This window comes from Sphingomonas changbaiensis NBRC 104936 (genome assembly GCF_000974765.1).
GTDB lineage: Bacteria > Pseudomonadota > Alphaproteobacteria > Sphingomonadales > Sphingomonadaceae > Sphingomonas_B > Sphingomonas_B changbaiensis.
The window spans coordinates 21,813-37,786 of sequence record NZ_BBWU01000002.1; the positions used below are offsets into that span (position 1 = coordinate 21,813).

At 67.0% G+C, this 15,974-nt stretch carries 9 protein-coding genes; 1 reads left to right on the forward strand and 8 read right to left on the reverse strand.

The features are described from left to right. Positions 1-2: 2 nt before the first annotated feature. From SCH01S_RS00880 to SCH01S_RS00895, 4 genes are all read right to left on the reverse strand, one after another. Positions 3-1,685 carry a ShlB/FhaC/HecB family hemolysin secretion/activation protein gene (locus SCH01S_RS00880; protein WP_245612123.1) on the reverse strand — a complete coding sequence of 561 codons (1,683 nt, stop codon included), beginning with the start codon at positions 1,683-1,685 and terminating at the stop codon, positions 3-5. Positions 1,686-1,938: 253 nt separating this feature from the next. Next, positions 1,939-2,652: a hypothetical protein gene (locus tag SCH01S_RS00885; RefSeq protein ID WP_052733699.1), complete on the reverse strand. Its 714-nt coding sequence runs from the start codon at positions 2,650-2,652 to the stop codon at positions 1,939-1,941. 10 nt (positions 2,653-2,662) lie between these two features. Further along, positions 2,663-4,636 carry an adenylate/guanylate cyclase domain-containing protein gene (locus tag SCH01S_RS00890; RefSeq protein ID WP_245612124.1) on the reverse strand — a complete coding sequence of 658 codons (1,974 nt, stop codon included), beginning with the start codon at positions 4,634-4,636 and terminating at the stop codon, positions 2,663-2,665. Between the two features lie 49 nt (positions 4,637-4,685). After that, positions 4,686-7,718, reverse strand: coding sequence for a CHAT domain-containing protein (locus SCH01S_RS00895; protein ID WP_245612125.1), 3,033 nt, complete (start codon positions 7,716-7,718; stop codon positions 4,686-4,688). A 178-nt stretch (positions 7,719-7,896) separates the two neighbouring features. Here SCH01S_RS00895 and SCH01S_RS00900 point away from each other — a divergent pair, with 178 nt between their 5' ends. Next, on the forward strand, positions 7,897-9,699 hold the full coding sequence (locus SCH01S_RS00900) for a sensor domain-containing diguanylate cyclase (RefSeq protein WP_046346891.1): 1,803 nt from the start codon (positions 7,897-7,899) through the stop codon (positions 9,697-9,699). Here the strand turns inward: SCH01S_RS00900 and SCH01S_RS00905 are convergent. The 4 genes from SCH01S_RS00905 to SCH01S_RS00920 all read right to left on the reverse strand — a co-directional run bounded on the left by SCH01S_RS00905 (position 9,696) and on the right by SCH01S_RS00920 (position 15,895). Next, on the reverse strand, positions 9,696-10,676 hold the full coding sequence (locus SCH01S_RS00905) for a DUF2891 domain-containing protein (protein ID WP_046346892.1): 981 nt from the start codon (positions 10,674-10,676) through the stop codon (positions 9,696-9,698). The genes SCH01S_RS00900 and SCH01S_RS00905 overlap by 4 nt on opposite strands. Further along, on the reverse strand, positions 10,673-11,584 hold the full coding sequence (locus SCH01S_RS00910; RefSeq protein ID WP_046346893.1) for a DUF979 domain-containing protein: 912 nt from the start codon (positions 11,582-11,584) through the stop codon (positions 10,673-10,675). Before SCH01S_RS00910 ends, SCH01S_RS00905 begins: the two co-directional genes overlap by 4 nt. Beyond that, the gene (locus tag SCH01S_RS00915) at positions 11,581-12,243 is read right to left on the reverse strand and encodes a DUF969 domain-containing protein (protein WP_046346894.1); all 663 of its coding nucleotides are present in this window, start codon (positions 12,241-12,243) and stop codon (positions 11,581-11,583) included. Before SCH01S_RS00915 ends, SCH01S_RS00910 begins: the two co-directional genes overlap by 4 nt. 121 nt (positions 12,244-12,364) lie before the next feature. Beyond that, complete coding sequence (locus SCH01S_RS00920; protein WP_046346895.1) at positions 12,365-15,895, reverse strand: hydantoinase B/oxoprolinase family protein; 3,531 nt, start codon at positions 15,893-15,895, stop codon at positions 12,365-12,367. Between the last annotated feature and the right edge of the window lie 79 nt (positions 15,896-15,974).

The window sequence follows — 15,974 nt, forward strand, 5'->3', positions numbered from 1 at the left end:
GCTCAACGCCTCCAGGGCAGGAGCTTGGTGGACAGGGTCACGAGCAGGCGGACGTCGCGCTCCTTCTGGAGCGGGGTGCGGTTCAGCGGCGCGGCGAGGGCGACGTCCAGGCGGGCGCGCTGGCCCCAGGCGGCGCGCACGCCGCCGCCGACCGACCAGAGCCGCTGCGGATCGTCGACCAGCGACACATGGTTCCAGACGACGCCGAGGTCGGCAAAGGCATAGGGCTGGAAGGCAAAGCCGTCGATCGTGCGCGGCAGCAGCGATCCGATCCTCACCTCGCTCTGGAAGCCCAGGCCGCTATCGCCGGTCAGTGCGCCGGGATCATAGCCGCGGCCCGCGGTGAAATTGCCGACCGAGAATTGCTCGTAGGAGACGAGGCTGTTCGGTGCATATTGCGCGCGCGGCGCGACGCTGAAGGTCAGGTTCGGCCGCGGGCGGAACTCGACCAGGCCGGTCGCTCGCGCCACAAACGCGGTCGGATCGGCCGCCGACCGGCTGAGCAGGCAGAGCTGGCGCGGCTGACACCGTTCGCTTGCGTTGAAGTCGATGCCCTGGCGCAGCTCCAGGCCGCCGGCGATGCGCCAGCGCGGCTGGGCGAGCGAAAAGCCGCCGGTGCTGGCGACCGAGCGTGGATCGACGCTGTCATAGTCGAGCCGGGCATAGAGCACGCGGATATGGTCGCGCGTCAGTGCCGTCCTGTTGAAGTCGACATTCTGGTTGACGACGTTGAGGCCGAAGCTTCCGAACAGGTTCTGCGTCTGCGCGCGGACGAACGGATAGCTGACCTCCGCAAAGGCGGAGAGCGTGCGCGCGTCGATATCGAGCGGCGGCGTCAGGCCCGGATGCGTCCAGGCATAACTGACGTCCCCGGACAAGGTCAGGCCCTCGCCGCCGATCTTGAAGCTGTGGCCGCCCTCAATCACCTGCTGCTCGTCGAAATCGGCGGTGGTGAAGAAGCTGAGGGTCGTCCGGTCGCCAAGACCCGTCAGGCCGTTCAGCTGAACGCGCGCCAGCCCGCCCCAGCGTCCGGCCGATCGCGAGCCCAGATTCTGCACGAACGCGTCGGCTTCGACCGGAATGCGGGTGACGGTCACTTCGCCGATCACCTCGCCCGGCGCGGCGTTTGCCGGGCGTAGGATCAGGCGCACGTCCAGCCCCGGAATGTCGCGGGCGAGCAGCAGGTAGCGCTCGGCCTGCCGGATATTGAACACGTCCTGGTTCTCGATGTGCTTCAGGTAATCGGCGATCAGGGCTTCCGAACGACCGGTTTCGCCGCGCACCTGCACGCCGACCAGCTTCGCGATCAGCGCATCGAAGCGGATCACGCCGTTCTCGATCCGCTGCGGCGGCACCTGGACGGCGGCAAGATAGCCTTCGCCGCGCAGGATCGTCGCCGCCCGGTCGCGGATCTGGCAGATTTCGGCGACGGACACAGTCTTGCCGACCAGATCGGCATAGGCGGGGCGAAGCAGGTCGGCCGGCACCGAACGCAGACCGCCGAACTGCACCTCGTGCAGCTCGAACGTGATGTCCTTGTATTTGGGATCGGCGAGCGGGCAGGGCGCGCGCTCGAAATCGCTTTCGACGGTGACGCCGGGCGTCGTTGCGCGCGGCGCCGGCGCGGGGCGGGCGCGTTCGATCTCTTCGCGAGTCGTGCCGGTCGGCGGAATCGACTGTGCCATTGCCGGAAACCAGGCAGCCGAAAGACTCAACGCCGCAATTACATTGCGCACCCGACGCATGAATGCCCCCCAAAATCATTCTGCCCGATCAGGCGCTTGCTACGCTCTGCTGCGGGTGCGGCGTTCGCGTCCCCCCGAATGCCGCATGCCTGACGCGATTCGTCATGGCCTCTTGTCGAAGACGAGCTACCACTCGTCCCCTTTTGCTTCAACCATTTGCCCCGCGTGCCGGTCGCACGAAGGGGCAGTTTCGTCACCCGGCGTTGCCGCCGGCCGACGTCGTTGCGATCAGCAGGTCGAGCTGCGTATTGCAGCCTTTGGCGATCAGCTGCGAGGCCGTGTCCTCGATATTCGACGGCATCGGCACGGTCACGACCTTGATCTTGGCCGGTGCCATCCCGTCGGTCACGATCGTATATTCGGCGCCATTGGTGACGGGGACCGATTTCGGCCAATCGGCGACAGTCGCGCCGGCCGGCAGGTTGACCGCGCCCGACGCGCCTGCGCCGGTGATCTTCACGTCTGCGGCCTTGGCGCCCGATACGCGCCAGACGCGGACCGTCGCGGGATCGGCGACGCACATGGTGCCGCTCTTGCTCAGGTCGACGAACCACAGGTTGGGACTGCGCGTGTCCATCGTCGGCAGGCCGCCGCGCACCGCTCCGCCTCGCCGCTCGGACGCGCTGTTGGTCTTCAGGATTTGCGACGCAACCTGTGTCGCGCCGGCACGCGTTCCGTTGGAGACCGCAGCGAAGGTGCCCGGTCCGCTGACCGTGCGCGTGCCGCGCGCATCGAGCAGCACCAGCGTATCGCCCGGCTTCAGCACCAGCTGTGCCGAGTCGGCCAACTGCTTGCCCACAGGATAGGCCCGTGCCGAAGGCCCGACCGCGCGGACCACCACCGGCCCCGCGAATGCCGTTCCCGCCAGAGCCGCCGTGAGCGCGGCCGCGGCGAATCCTCGCGCCATCCTCTTCTTGCTAGCCCAGATCATAACTGCCTCCCGGTTCGATATGCTGCAGACGATACACCAAGTTCGCCAGCGCTGCATCGCGAACATTGGTTAGCGCCAGGGATTCGAGCTCGTCGAAGGCCGATTCATCGCCGGCATCGATCCGCTCGAGCAGCTTTGCCAGATACGCGCGCTCTTCCGCTGTGGATTCCGGCACAGGTTCGAAAATTTCGACCGGGGTCGAGCGGCCACGCAGGGTGATCCGGCCCAGCGGCCGCCACCAGTCGAGCCCGGAGCGCTCGACCGCGGCCCTGCTGGCCAGCACTTTGGTGTTGAGCGGCTTGTTCGCGGATTCGAGCCGCGCCGCGGTGTTCATGCTGTCGCCAAGCGCGGTGTACTGGATACGTCCTTCGCCGCCGAAATTGCCTACGATCGCTTCGCCCCAGTGCAGGCCGACGCGGGTGCGGCCGATCGCCGGCACGCCCTCCGGCACGTCCTTGCGGAACGCCTCGCCCGCTTCGTACATCGCCCAGGCGGCGCGGGCGGCGCGCTCGCCATCGTCGGGACGGGAAATCGGCGCCCCCCAGAACGCGACCACCGCGTCGCCGACGAATTTGTCGATCGTGCCGCCATAGCGCAGCACCGTCTCGCTGAGCGTGTCGAGATATTTGTTGAGCAGGAACGCGACCATTTCCGGCTCGATCGCGTGGCTGAGCTTGGTGAAGCCTTCCAGGTCTGTGAAAACGACGAAAATCTCGCGTTTTTCGCCGTGCAGGGCGAGGCGGTCCGGATCGCGCAGGATCTCGCTGGCGATGTCGCGCGGCAGATATTTGCCGAGCGCGGACTGGGCGAAGCGGCGCTGCTGCGAGCCGACCGCGCGCGCCGTCGCGCCCACCGACGAATAAGCGAGCAGCCAGCCGATGCCCCAACCGAACGCCGGGAGATATTGCGTGTCGATGCCGTGCCATTGAAGGTAAAAGGGCAGGGCGACGAAGAAGATCGCCTGTCCCACCATCAGCACAGCCATCCGCCACGGCCGCGCGTCGAGCAGTGCCGTAAGCGTGCCGGCGATGATGACCAGCAACGCCACCGCCCAGGTCGAGCCCGGCGGGATGCCGCTATATTGGACGCCGTCGAGCAGCTGGGCCAGCATTGTCGCGTGCACTTCCAGCCCGATCGTTCGTTCGCCGGTGATCTTCTTCATCGGCGTCTCGAACAGGTCGAGGTCGAGCAGGTCGCCGCCGATCAGCACATAGCGGCCCTTCACCTGATCGGTCATCAGTGCCGCCGTGTCGGGATTGGCAATGAGGTCGATCGGCAGCTTCGAGAATACAGGCCGATCCTGATACGCCGGCAGGCGGAACCGCACGCCGCGGTGATAATCGTCGAAATTGTCCGCGGCCCCGGTCACTGCCCGCGCCAGCAGCGGCGGCAGCGTCTTTGGCTGCTTTGGCCAATTGCGGACCACGCCGTCATTATCGGTCTCGATCTCTATGCTCGTCGGGTGGACCGCGGTCGTCCGGATCTTGCTCTGGAAATCGCGGAGGAAATCCTCCTGCCGCTGCTCGATAAAGCGCCCGTTCGTCGCCGCGCTGGTAAAAGCGAGATAGGTCGGCGTCTTCATGCTCCGGAAGGCGTCGACCAGATAATCGTCATTAGGCGTGGGCTGGTCGACGATGATGTCGATCGCGATCGCCTTCGCGCCCATCTTGTCGAGATTGCGCAGCGCGTCCGCCAGAATCTTGCGGTCGAGCGGAGAGCGGACCTGAGTGTTGATCAGCGTATCGTCGGTGTAGGTGACGAGCAGGATGCGCGGGTCCTGCTCCGCGCGATCCGTCGTCAGCATCAGCCGGAAATCGTAAAGCGCGCGCTCGGCATCGGAAATCAGCGGCACTTCCCAGCTGAACCGGGCGACCAGCACGCCGATCAGCAGGACCAGCGCCGATGCGATCAGCCGCGGCGCGCCGACCTGGCGAACGATCCGCGCCGTTCGTTTTGACAAGGGCTGGGCCGCTCTCCCGGCGGCTGGGTCAGCTTCGCTCAAGGCTCGATCACTTCATCCGCACCAGCGGCTGTGCGCCGTCGCCGACCAGGACGAAGCCGGCCCAGTAAAAGGGATGGGAGGTCCGCGCATCGTCCATCAGCTTGACCTGACCCGCCTGGAGCGCCCGGCCGATCGAGGTGCCGGGTGACGCCTGAAACAGGCCGCCGATCAGCCGCTCGGTCGCCTGGAACTCGTCTGGCGCCGGCCAGTGGCTGGCAAGCACCGACCGGGCACCGCCGCCGATGAACGCGCGCACCAGTCCGTCGAGCGCGCTGCCGCCGCCGGTGGTGACGCCGGCTTCACGCGTCGCGGCGACGGTCGCGCGACCGGCGGTATCGCAGGCTGACAGCAGCACCAGGTCGGCATCCATGTGCAGGTCGTAGATTTCCTTGAACGACAGCAGCCCGTCCGACTGTGCGTCGCCAAAGCTGGTCAGCAGCGCCGGGCGCGCCGGGCATTGCGGCTGCGGCGCGGTCACGAATCCGTGGGTCGCAAAATGCAAGATGCGATAATTGGCGAGGTCCGGCCGTGCCATCACCGCCTCGTCCGTGAATGCTGCGCCGGTGACCACGTCGGAACCCGGACCAAGCGCCGCTTCCGCCGTCTTCAGCTCCTGCGCCGAAATCGGCTTGTTCCATTCGCTGAGCGGCCATTGGCAGGGATCGGCCGCGTTCGGACCCCTGGCGAGCGAGACGCGCGTGAAGGCGGGGGCGTTCTCGCCGAAGCCCAGATACGGCTTTTGCGCCGACGACGGTGCCGCCCTGCGCGCGTCGCGGAAGCCGCGAGCGGAGACGGCGGTGCTGATCCTCGCGGTTCGGCCGAGCCACTGGACGCCGGTGAAATCGAACTTGTCCGCGCCGGGCTTCGCCGCGCGCGCGACATAGCGATCGACGCTCGCCTGGTCGGTCGGCAGCAGCGCGAGCGGCAGCCGGAGCATCGCCCCGTCCGGCTCGAAAATCACGGCCTTGCTGCGGGCGACCTTGTCCGCCACCGGCCCGGTCAGCTCGACGTACAGGTTGCGAGCAAGCGTCAGGTTGAAGGGATAGGTGAAAACCTGGCCATCTTCGACCGTCGAGACGGTCGCGCGCAGATTGTCGACCTGGGTGTCGAGCTGATCGGCGGTGATCGGCAGCCGGTAAATCGCCGCGTCGGTCGGCGTGATGTAGGTGCCGTAGACGGTCTGGCCCACGACCGCGAGCTTCAGATAGGCCTCGTCCGGCTTCAATGCCGCGCGCAGGTCCGCGATCGACAGCGTGTCGGTCGACAGGGCGCGATATTGCGGGAAGGCAGAGAGCTTCGCCTGCATCACGGCCTGGTCGCGCTCGAGCTTGTCCAGTTCGGCTGCTGCTGCCGTGATTGCCGCATCGTTGGGCTGGTCGGCGTTGCGCAGGCTCGCCAGCCCGATGCGGCTGCGCTCCACCTCACGCTGGAGAACGGTGGCCTGGCGGAACAGGCTCGCCGCTTCGCCTGCGCCCTGGCTCAGCTGGCGGGCGAGCTGGGTCTGGGTATCGGCGACGCCGGGGCGCACCAGGGTCTGGGTGGCGAGGAAAAAGTCGTCGACCAGCGCCGGATTGGCCGGCGCGCGCTGCACCAGCGTTTCGAAATAGGGCGCAAGCATATTGCTCATGCCCGTCGTCGAATTGCCGCGACGCACGACGTCGGCGACCACCGCCTTGTAGAGCGCGAGCGCATCGTCGAGGCGGTTCTGGCGGACCAGGAACGCTGCCAGGCGGCTACGCGCCGCGGCGACGACGTTGGTATCCGGATAGCGCTGTTCCAATAGGGCGATCGATTCCCGGAACCGCTGCTCCGCACCCGCCGCATTGCCCGATCCTTCGAGCGCGGCGCCGGTTTCGGCGAGGATTTGCGAACGCAGGCGGATGATCGACACGACGCGGCCCTGCCGCACCGACTGCGCCTGGCGGAGCGCTTCTTCCAGCAATGGCAGCGCCTCGGCATTGCGGCCCTTCAGCCGGTACACGGTGCCGCGCAGCTGCAGCGCCTGCGCGTCGAGGATGATCGCGCGCTCCTCCGGTGTCAGCTGACCGGCCTCCGTGGTGCCGAGCCGCTCGCTCGCTGTGCCCGAGTTGATTTCGGCCGCGACGTCGTTGCCGATCTCGACCGCGCCGCCGATCACCCGCATCGGTTCGGTCAGCGGCACCACCGGCCGGTCGAGTTCGGCCAGCGCCGCGTCGAGCTTTTGCTGGTTGATCAGGTGCAGCGTCAGAAAGTTGCGCCGCAGACGGGTTTGCACCCGGTCGGCGGTCGGGATGCGCTCGGCTTCGGCGAACAGCCGGTCGGCCTCTGCGAACTGGCCGAGGTTGGATTTCTGCAGCGCTTCGTTGATCAGGTATTCGCCGGTCCGGTCCATGTCGGCGCGCTGCTGCAGGGTTCCGAAGAACTCGGCCGCCTCGGCATAGGCGCCGGCATTGTTGCGACGATACCCCTCGGCAAGCGCGCGGTCGGGGTCCAGCGATCCGGCCTGGACGCGAGCAAAGGCGATCGGATCGCTGCCGCCGGTCGTCGCGACCTCGATCTTCCCCGGAACGATCCGGTCGGCCACGACGGTGCGAAGCCCCAGCTTCAGCGCATCGTCATAGCCCGATAGCCCTTCGGCCACCCACACCGTGTCACCACGCCGAACTTGATAGACCCGGTAGCCGACATCGGCATCGTTCAGACGGCAATCGGTGCGGCTGACGCTGCCGAGATCCTCGATGGTTGCTTCCCCGGCCGCGGCGTCGCAGCGGGCTTCGGCGACCCGGATCGCCGCCAGACGCTGCGCGATGGCTTCAGCATTCCCGCGCAAGCCGTAGAGGTGCCCGATCGGACGCGATGCATCGCGGCAGATGATGACCCAGGCGCGATCGAAGATGCCGCCGATCGCCGGATCACGGCCTTTCGATTCGACCTGACAAAGGCTTTCGGCATCGGACCCGAGCGCGAAGCTGTCCTGAAGGCTGGGCCGCTGGTTGGCGGCCACAAGCGGAGTGGAGCCAAGAATGCCGACCAGGCCGGCGGCTAGCATCAACGCACGCACGATATATTCCCCCAACGGCCGAGCGCGGCCCTGCCGATGCAGGTGCCCGCCTCCACGCACGCGCCCGTTTTTTTGGGAATCTAAATGGCCTTAAGCGCACCGGTGCGCAAGGGATTTGGTCGATCGGTTTCCGGGTTCGGTTAACAAGACGGTAAGCTTGCCTCGCTAGCACCGCGGTGTGAACCTTGCCCGATCCGGTCGCTGGAAGAGCGTTTGCGGCGAAGCGCTGCTCGTCGCTGCGGCCTATCTATGCCTCAACTGGTTCACGCCGGAAGTGGCGCGCTGGTCAAACGGCCTGGCGGCGCTCTGGCCCTGCAACGCGGTTCTCCTCGCCTACATGCTGGTCCGGCCGCGGCGCGAGTGGTTCCTGGCATCCGCGCTCGTCTTCCTGGTCTGTATCGGCGTCAGCCTTTATTCCGGCCGCCCGGCCGTCGTGTCTCTCGCCTTTGCAACCGCCAACCTGATCGAGAGCGCCACCGCGGCGCTGCTGCTCCAGAATGTACTGCGCGCCCGGCCAGACCTGGAAAGACCGCGCGATCTGTTCGTGTTCGTGCTTGTTTGCGTGTTGGCCGTCACCTTGTCCGGATCGATTGCCGCCCTGGCGCTGATGACGCGCGGCGAGCCCTTCGGTGCGTCATGGCTTGCCTGGTTTTCGGCCGACGCACTCGGCCTGCTGATCGTCGTTCCGCTGCTGCTGATTGGCGGGAGAGCGGTGCGCTCCGGGGTCAAGCTCAGTGGCCGCCGCAGGGTTGATGCCGCACTGTCGCTCAGCCTGGTTCTAGTGATCAGCGCGTTCGTGTTTCTTCAGAGCGCGCGGCCGGTCGCGTTCCTGGTCTCGCCGGCGGTGCTGCTGGCCACGTTCCGCATGCGCGGAGTGGGAGCCGTCTTCGCAATGCTGATCGTGATCACGGTGGGGGCCATTGGGGGCGCCCTGGGCACCGGCCCGCTGGCATTTGCTGGTGAAACGATCAGCACCAAACTCACTCTGGTCCAGCTGTTCCTGGTGACGACGTTCCTGACCTCGCTTCCCGTCGCCGCAGTGCTGGGCGAGCGCGATCGCTTCGGCAGGAAGCTGCAGGAAAGCGAGGCGCAGTTCCGCGCGGTGGTTGACGTGGTGAACGACGTGATTTTCCGCACCGACGTCCATGGCAGGTGGACGTTCCTCAATCCGGCCTGGGAGCGGCTGACCGGTTACATGGTCGAACAATCGCTCGGCACCTCATTCCTCAGCCCCGTCCTTGCCGCGGACCGTGCGGATTTCCTGAAACGTCTCGAAGGGCTGAAGCTCGGCTTGTTCGACTCTGTCGACTATCAATTCCGGTTCTACACCGCCGCCGGCGAGGAGCGATGGGCCGAAGCGCGCGTCCATCGGCTCGAAGGCGCCGAGGGCGAGCTCGTCGGCTCGGCCGGTATCCTGACGGACATTTCCGACCGCATCGCGCTGGCCGCGCATCTGGACGAGGCGCGGCAGCGTGCCGAGCGAGACGCCGAGGCGGCGCTGTTGCTGGCGTCCACCGACGAACTCACCGGCGTCGCGTCGCGTCGGGCGTTCCTCGCCTATTTCGAGGAGCAATTGGCAGAAGCGCGCAAGGCGGGCACGCCGCTTTCCCTCGCCGTGTTCGACATCGATCATTTCAAGCGCGTCAACGATCGGCACGGCCACGCTGTCGGCGATGAAGTTCTGAAGCGCGTCGCGGCGATTGCGACGGCCTGCGTTCGCGAGCGGGATCTAATCGGCCGCTTGGGCGGGGAAGAGTTTGCGATCCTGATGCCGCAAGCCTCTATCGTGCAGGCCGGCAGCGCCGCCGAGCGGCTCCGGGGCGCCTGCGCGAGCGCGGATGTGGAGATTCCGGTCACCGTGAGTGTCGGCGTCGCGTCGGCTTCGACTGGAAGCACCATCGCTTCGCTGCTCAAGGACGCGGATGTCGCGCTCTACCGCGCAAAGGCGGAAGGCCGGAACTGCCTGAGGATCGCGGCCTAGGCCTCTAGCGCCAGCATCGCGAAGGTGGCGAGCCAGTGTTCGCCCATATAATCGCCGGCGACGTGCGGCAGGCTGGCGGCGAGGTGTCGGTCGGCGGCATCGCGCGCAATAGCGGCAAGATCATCCGGCAGGGCCGGCGCAATCTCACGCCAGCACCAGGCGCGGCTCAAATTGCAGCCGTCCAGATGGGCGATCTTGCCGTCACTGCGATCCGAAACATAGACGGGTTCGAGCAAACTGCGTGGTTCGCCCTGGGCCAGCCGTGGCAGGAACCCGGCGAACCAGTCCGCGAATTCCAGGCCCATCACACGGCGCATCAACAACGCCTCGCAGAGCGCTGAGGACAGGAATTCGTCTCCACCCGGTTCCCATGCCTGGCAATCGCGGTCCTCGCCGAACCAGCCGCGCGCCTTGTCCGCGATCAGCCGGCGCAAGTCCTCGTCCGGCCATTCGCGCGCGAGCGTCAGCGCAAAGGCGGAGTTGAAATGCGTGCCGACCCGGATCGGATAGGTGAGGCGGGGCAGATAGGCTTTGAACCGCTCGGCAAAGGCTTCGGCCAGCGGGTGCAGCGCTTCGCCCCAATCGCGATCGGTGTGCCGCGCCGCCTCGACCTGAAGCGCGATCGCCCAGGCCCAACCATAGGGCCGCTCGAACCCGCCGGAATAGGCGCGATCGAGATAGGCGAGTTCGCCGGCGACCTTTTCCGGCGTCAGCATCTCGTCCGCCAGCGCCTCGATCCGCCTCGCGACGGGCAGGTCCGGAAACAGCCGCCGCACGCGCAGCAGCAGCCAATAGCCGTGCACGCAGCTGTGCCAGTCGAAGCTGCCGTGGAAGATCGGATGCAGCCGCGCCGGCGACTGCACGTCCTCCGGCCCGTCCATCACATGATCGAGCTTGTGCGGATATTCGCGCGTGACGTGGCCCAGCGCGATTTCGGCAAAGCGTGCGGCGACTTCGGGAGTGAGTGTCTCGGTCATCGGAATCCCAGCCAGTAGATCAGGGCGATATTGCAGACGAGGAGGGGGAGGGCGGTGCCGACCTGCGCCTTCACTACGGCATTGCGGTCCTTCAGCTCCAGCAGCGCTGCGGGCACGATGTTGAAGTTGGCCGCCATCGGCGTCATCAGCGTGCCGCTGAAACCGGCGAGCATGCCGATCGCGCAGACGATCGCCGGGTTGCCGCCGAAGCCGTGGACCAGCAGCGGCAGGCCGATCGCTGCCGTCATCACCGGAAAGGCGGCAAAGGCGTTCCCCATGATCATCGTGAACAGCACCATGCCCAGTGTGTAGGCGAGCACGGCCGCGAACAGGCTGTCGTGCGGGATCACCGTGGTGGCCATGCCGCCGACCAGGTCGCCCACACCAGCCACGGCGAATACCGCGCCAAGGCTCGCAAGCATCTGCGGCAGCACCGCCGCCCAGCCGACTGCGTCGATCAACCGCCGCCCTTCCTCAAGTGCGGAGAGTGGTGGCGGCCGCAGCCACGCATAAAGGGCGACGAGCGCAAGGATGACGCCCAGCCCGAGCGAGACGAGCGTGATCTGCTTCGGATCGATCAGGCCCGATCCCGGCAGCAGGAACGTGCCCCCGAGCGCCGTGACGGGGATGATGAGCGCAGGAAGGAAAAGGCGATTGCCGTACCGTGCTCCGTCGTCCGCTTCATCACCGACATCGGGTTTCCTCAGCGCGCCGGTCCCGGCGAGCGCCACCAGCGCGAGCACCAGCAGGCCGTTGCCGAAATCGCCGAAACGATCGCCGCCCAGGAAGCTCGCGGCAATCAAGCCCCAGAAAGCCGCGTTGCCGATCCGGCGCCGAGCGATGCTCAGGATCGCATAGGCCGCGAAGATCAGCCCGGTGAACGTATAAAGCGCGGGCAAGCCGATCATTTCTTCAGCTTCCGGTCTAGCCAAAGCAGCCGTGCGCTATGGATCAGGAAGGCACAGATCGCGCTGGGGATCGCCCAGATCGACAGATGGAGCGGCGCGACATGGATGCCGTTCTGGTCCAGGAAGCCGACGATTAGCAGGATCGATCCGATCGCGATGAAGATGTCTTCGCCGAAGAACAGGCCGACATTGTCCGTCGCGGCGGCCATCGCCTTTACGCGCTCGCGCATGTCCTCATCGAGTTCAGCATCTCGTTCCGCGGCGGCTTCCGCCATAGGCGCGACAAGCGGGCGGACCGTTTGTGCGTGCCCGGCAATCGAGGTCAGGCCAAGCGCCGCGCTCAGCTGGCGAAAGGCCATATAGCCGATCAGGAGCCGCCCGGTCGTCGCGCGCCGGAACCGCGTGATCATCCGCCGCGCCTGCTGCTGCAGCCCATAGCGTTCCAAAAGCCCGATTACCGGCAGCGCGATCCAGATGATCGACACATAACGGCTGTCGTTGAACGCCTTGCCGAGAACGCCAATCACCTCGACCAGCCCCTTGCCCGCCGCCAGGCCCGTCGCCAGCGCCGCCGCGGTGACGACGGCAAGCGGGTTCAGCCGCAGCAGGAAACCCACAACGACGATCAGGATGCCGGTCAGGGGGAGGTAATTGGTCAATGCCGTCCTTTTCTACGCGGTTTGGCCTGAGCTTGTCGAAGGCCTCCCGTCTTCTTTGCGCCTGGAGCTAAAAGGGAAGGGAGGGCTTCGACAGGCTCAGCCCAAACCGAGTTTGATACGCTCATCGAGCCTCGCTTTCGCGTCCGTATCCGCCGCCGCCCGGCGTCTCGATCACGAAGACTTCGCCTGCATCCATCGCGGCCGAAGCCGTCGCGCTCAGCACCTCCTCGCGTCCGTCCGCGCGCACCACCCGGTTCACGCCCGGCATCGCGTCGCTGCCGCCGCAAATCCCGCGTGGCGGCACGCGCCGGCGGTTCGACAGGACGCTCGCGGTCATCGGCTCGAGGAAGCGGATGCGCCGCTGGACGCCGTCGCCGCCCTGCCATTCGCCGCCGCCGCCCGATCCGCGGCGGATCGCGAAACGCTCAAGCAGCACCGGATGGCGTTCCTCCAGCACTTCCGGGTCGGTCAGGCGCGAGTTGGTCATGTGCGTCTGCACCGCGCTCGCGCCGTCGAAGCCCGGCCCAGCGCCCGCGCCGCCGGCGATCGTCTCGTAATATTGATAGCGCTCGTTGCCCCAGGTCAGGTTGTTCATCGTGCCTTGGCTTGGCGCAAGCGCGCCGAGCGCAGCGAAAATCGTGTCGGTCACCACCTGGCTTGTCTCGACGTTTCCGGCGACCACCGCCGCCGGATAGCGCGGCGCCAGCATCGACCCTTCCGGGATCACCAGCCGGATGGGCCTGAGGCACCCGTCATTCATCGGGATCGCGTCGTCGACCAGCGTTCGGAACGCGTAGAGCACTGCCGCGCGAACGATCGAGCTCGGCGCGTTGAAATTGTCGGGCAGTTGCGGCGATGTGCCGGTGAAGTCGATGGCCGCGGACCGCCCTTCGCGGTCCACCGTCACCGCTACTTTCACAACCGCGCCATTGTCCATCTCGTAGGCGAATTGGCCGTCGGACACTCGCCCGATCAGCTGGCGCACCGCTTCTTCGGCATTGGCGATGACATGGCGCATGTACGCGTCGATCACCTCGCGACCATAGTCCGCCGCGACCCGCTGCAGCTCGGCGGCGCCGCGCGCGCAGGCGGCGATCTGCGCCTTCAGATCGGCGATGTTGCGGTCCGGATTGCGCGCGGGCCAGCGGCCGGATGCCAGGATCGCGCGCATCTCGGCTTCGAGGAAGCGGCCCTCGTCCACCAGCAGCATATTGTCGAGCAGGATACCTTCCTCCTCGACCGACTTGCTGTCGGGCGGCATCGATCCCGGCGCGATGCCGCCGATATCGGCGTGATGCCCGCGCGCGGCGACGTACCAGGCCGGCGCCGGGTCGGCGTCGACGAACACCGGCATGATGACGGTCACGTCCGGAAGGTGCGTGCCGCCCCGATAAGGCGCGTTCAGCACATAGACGTCGCCGCGCCTGATCCCGCGCCCGTCCCGGTGATCGCCGCGCGCCTCGATGATCGTGCGAATACTGTCGCCCATCGATCCCAGATGCACCGGAATATGCGGTGCGTTGGCGATCAGCGCGCCTTCCTGGTCGAACAGCGCGCAGGAGAAATCGAGCCGCTCCTTGATGTTGACGCTGGTGGCCGTGTTCTGAAGCGCGACGCCCATTTCCTCGGCGACAGCCATGAACAGGTTGTTGAAAATCTCCAGCATTACCGGATCGACGCTGGTGCCGATCGCGGGTGCAGACTCGCGGGGGCTGGTGCGTTCGAGGATCAGGTTCAGGTGCGCGTCCACGCGCGCGGTCCAGCCAGGCTCGACGACCGTGGTGGCGGACGCGTCGGTGATGATCGCGGGGCCGGGGACGGTCGTGCCCGGGGAGAGGCTAGCTCGATCCAGAACTCCGCTCGCTTCGAGCGAAGTCGAGAAGCGTGTCTCGACTTCGCTCGACACGAACGGAACTTCTTCCTCTTCCCTTGCGATTGCCTCCACCACCAGCGTCTCGACGATCACCGCCGTCTCCGGCGCGACATACCCGAACTGCGCCCGGTGCGCCGCCTCGAACGCGTCCCGCATCTCGGCCGGCGACCCGATCCCCACCTCCAGCGTGCTGTCGCTGCCTTCGTAGCGCAGGGCCGCGCGGCGCCTGACCGTCACGTCCGCCACGCCTTGCGCGACCAGTTCGGCGCGCGCGCTCGCTTCCAGCGGTTCGAAGGGCAGCGCCTCGCCCAATGGTCGCGCAAATGTCTGCTGCCTGATCAGCGATCGATCCGCGATTCCGATGCCGTGCGCCGACAGGACGCCGGCCAGCGGGTGGATCATTACCCGGCTCATGCCCAACGCGTCGGCGACCAGGCACGCATGCTGGCCGCCGGCGCCGCCGAAGCAGGCGAGGGTGTAGCGCGTCACGTCGTGCCCGCGCGCGATCGAAATGGACTTGATCGCGTTCGCCATATTGTCGACCGCGATGCGCAGGAATCCGTCGGCCAGAGCCTCGGGCGTCATGTCCGCTTCGGCGCCCATCGCCTCGAATTTTTCGCGTACGACGTCGATGTCGATCGGCTGGTCGCCGTTCGGGCCGAACACGGCCGGGAAATGATCGGGCCTGATCTTGCCCAGTAGCACGTTGCAGTCGGTGACGGTCAGGGGGCCGCCGCGGCGATAGCAGGCGGGGCCTGGCACCGCGCCGGCCGATTCGGGCCCGACCCGCAGCCGTGCCCCGTCAAAGCGGCAGATCGATCCCCCGCCCGCCGCGACGGTGTGGATCTCCAGCATCGGCGCGCGCACCCGGGCGCCCGCGACCACGCGTTCGGTCGAGCGCTCATACTGGCCAGCATAGTGCGACACGTCTGTGGAGGTGCCGCCCATGTCGAAGCCGATCACCTTGTCGAACCCGGCCTCGGCGGCTGTTTTGGCCATGCCGACAATGCCGCCGGCCGGCCCGGACAGGATCGCGTCTTTGCCGCTGAAGCTCGACGCCTCGACCAGCCCGCCGCTCGACTGCATGAACAGCAGCGGCGCGCCGTCGTCCAGGTTCGCGCGGACGCGCTCGACATAGCGGCGCAGCACCGGCGACAGGTATGCGTCGACCACCGTCGTGTCGCCGCGTCCGACGAGCTTGATCAGCGGTCCGACCTTGTGGCTGACGGAAATCTGCTCGAACCCCGCTTCTGCCGCGATCTCCGCCAGCCGTGCTTCATGCGCCTGGTATTTCCACCCGTGCATCAGCACGATCGCGATCGCCTTGAACCCGCGCGCGCGGGCGGCGGCGAAATCGGCGCGGGCGCGGTCCTCGTCGAGCGGCAGCAGCACCTCGCCCGCGGCAGTCACCCGCTCGCCGATTTCGATCACGTCCGAATAGAGCGGTTCGGGAACCCGGATCTGCCGCGCGAAAATATCGGGCCGCGCCTGATATCCGATCCTGAGCGCATCGCCGAACCCGTGCGTGATCGCCAGCAGCAACGGCTCGCCCTTGCGCTCGAGCAGTGCGTTGGTCGCGACGGTCGTGCCCATCTTGACGCTGTCGATCGGCCCAGGCCCGTGCTCCGCGATCAGTGCGGCGATGCCGGCCGTCGCGGCGTCGTCGTAGCGTTCTGGGTCTTCGGACAGGAGCTTCTTCGTGATCAGCCGGCCGTCAGGGGTGCGGGCGACGATGTCGGTGAATGTGCCGCCGCGGTCGATTGCAAAGCTCCAGCCCATGGGCGCGGCTTTGCGGGAGGGAAGGGCCGGCGTCCAGCCCTAAGCTCCTCCTCGGAACGGGGAGGGGGGCCGCGACGCG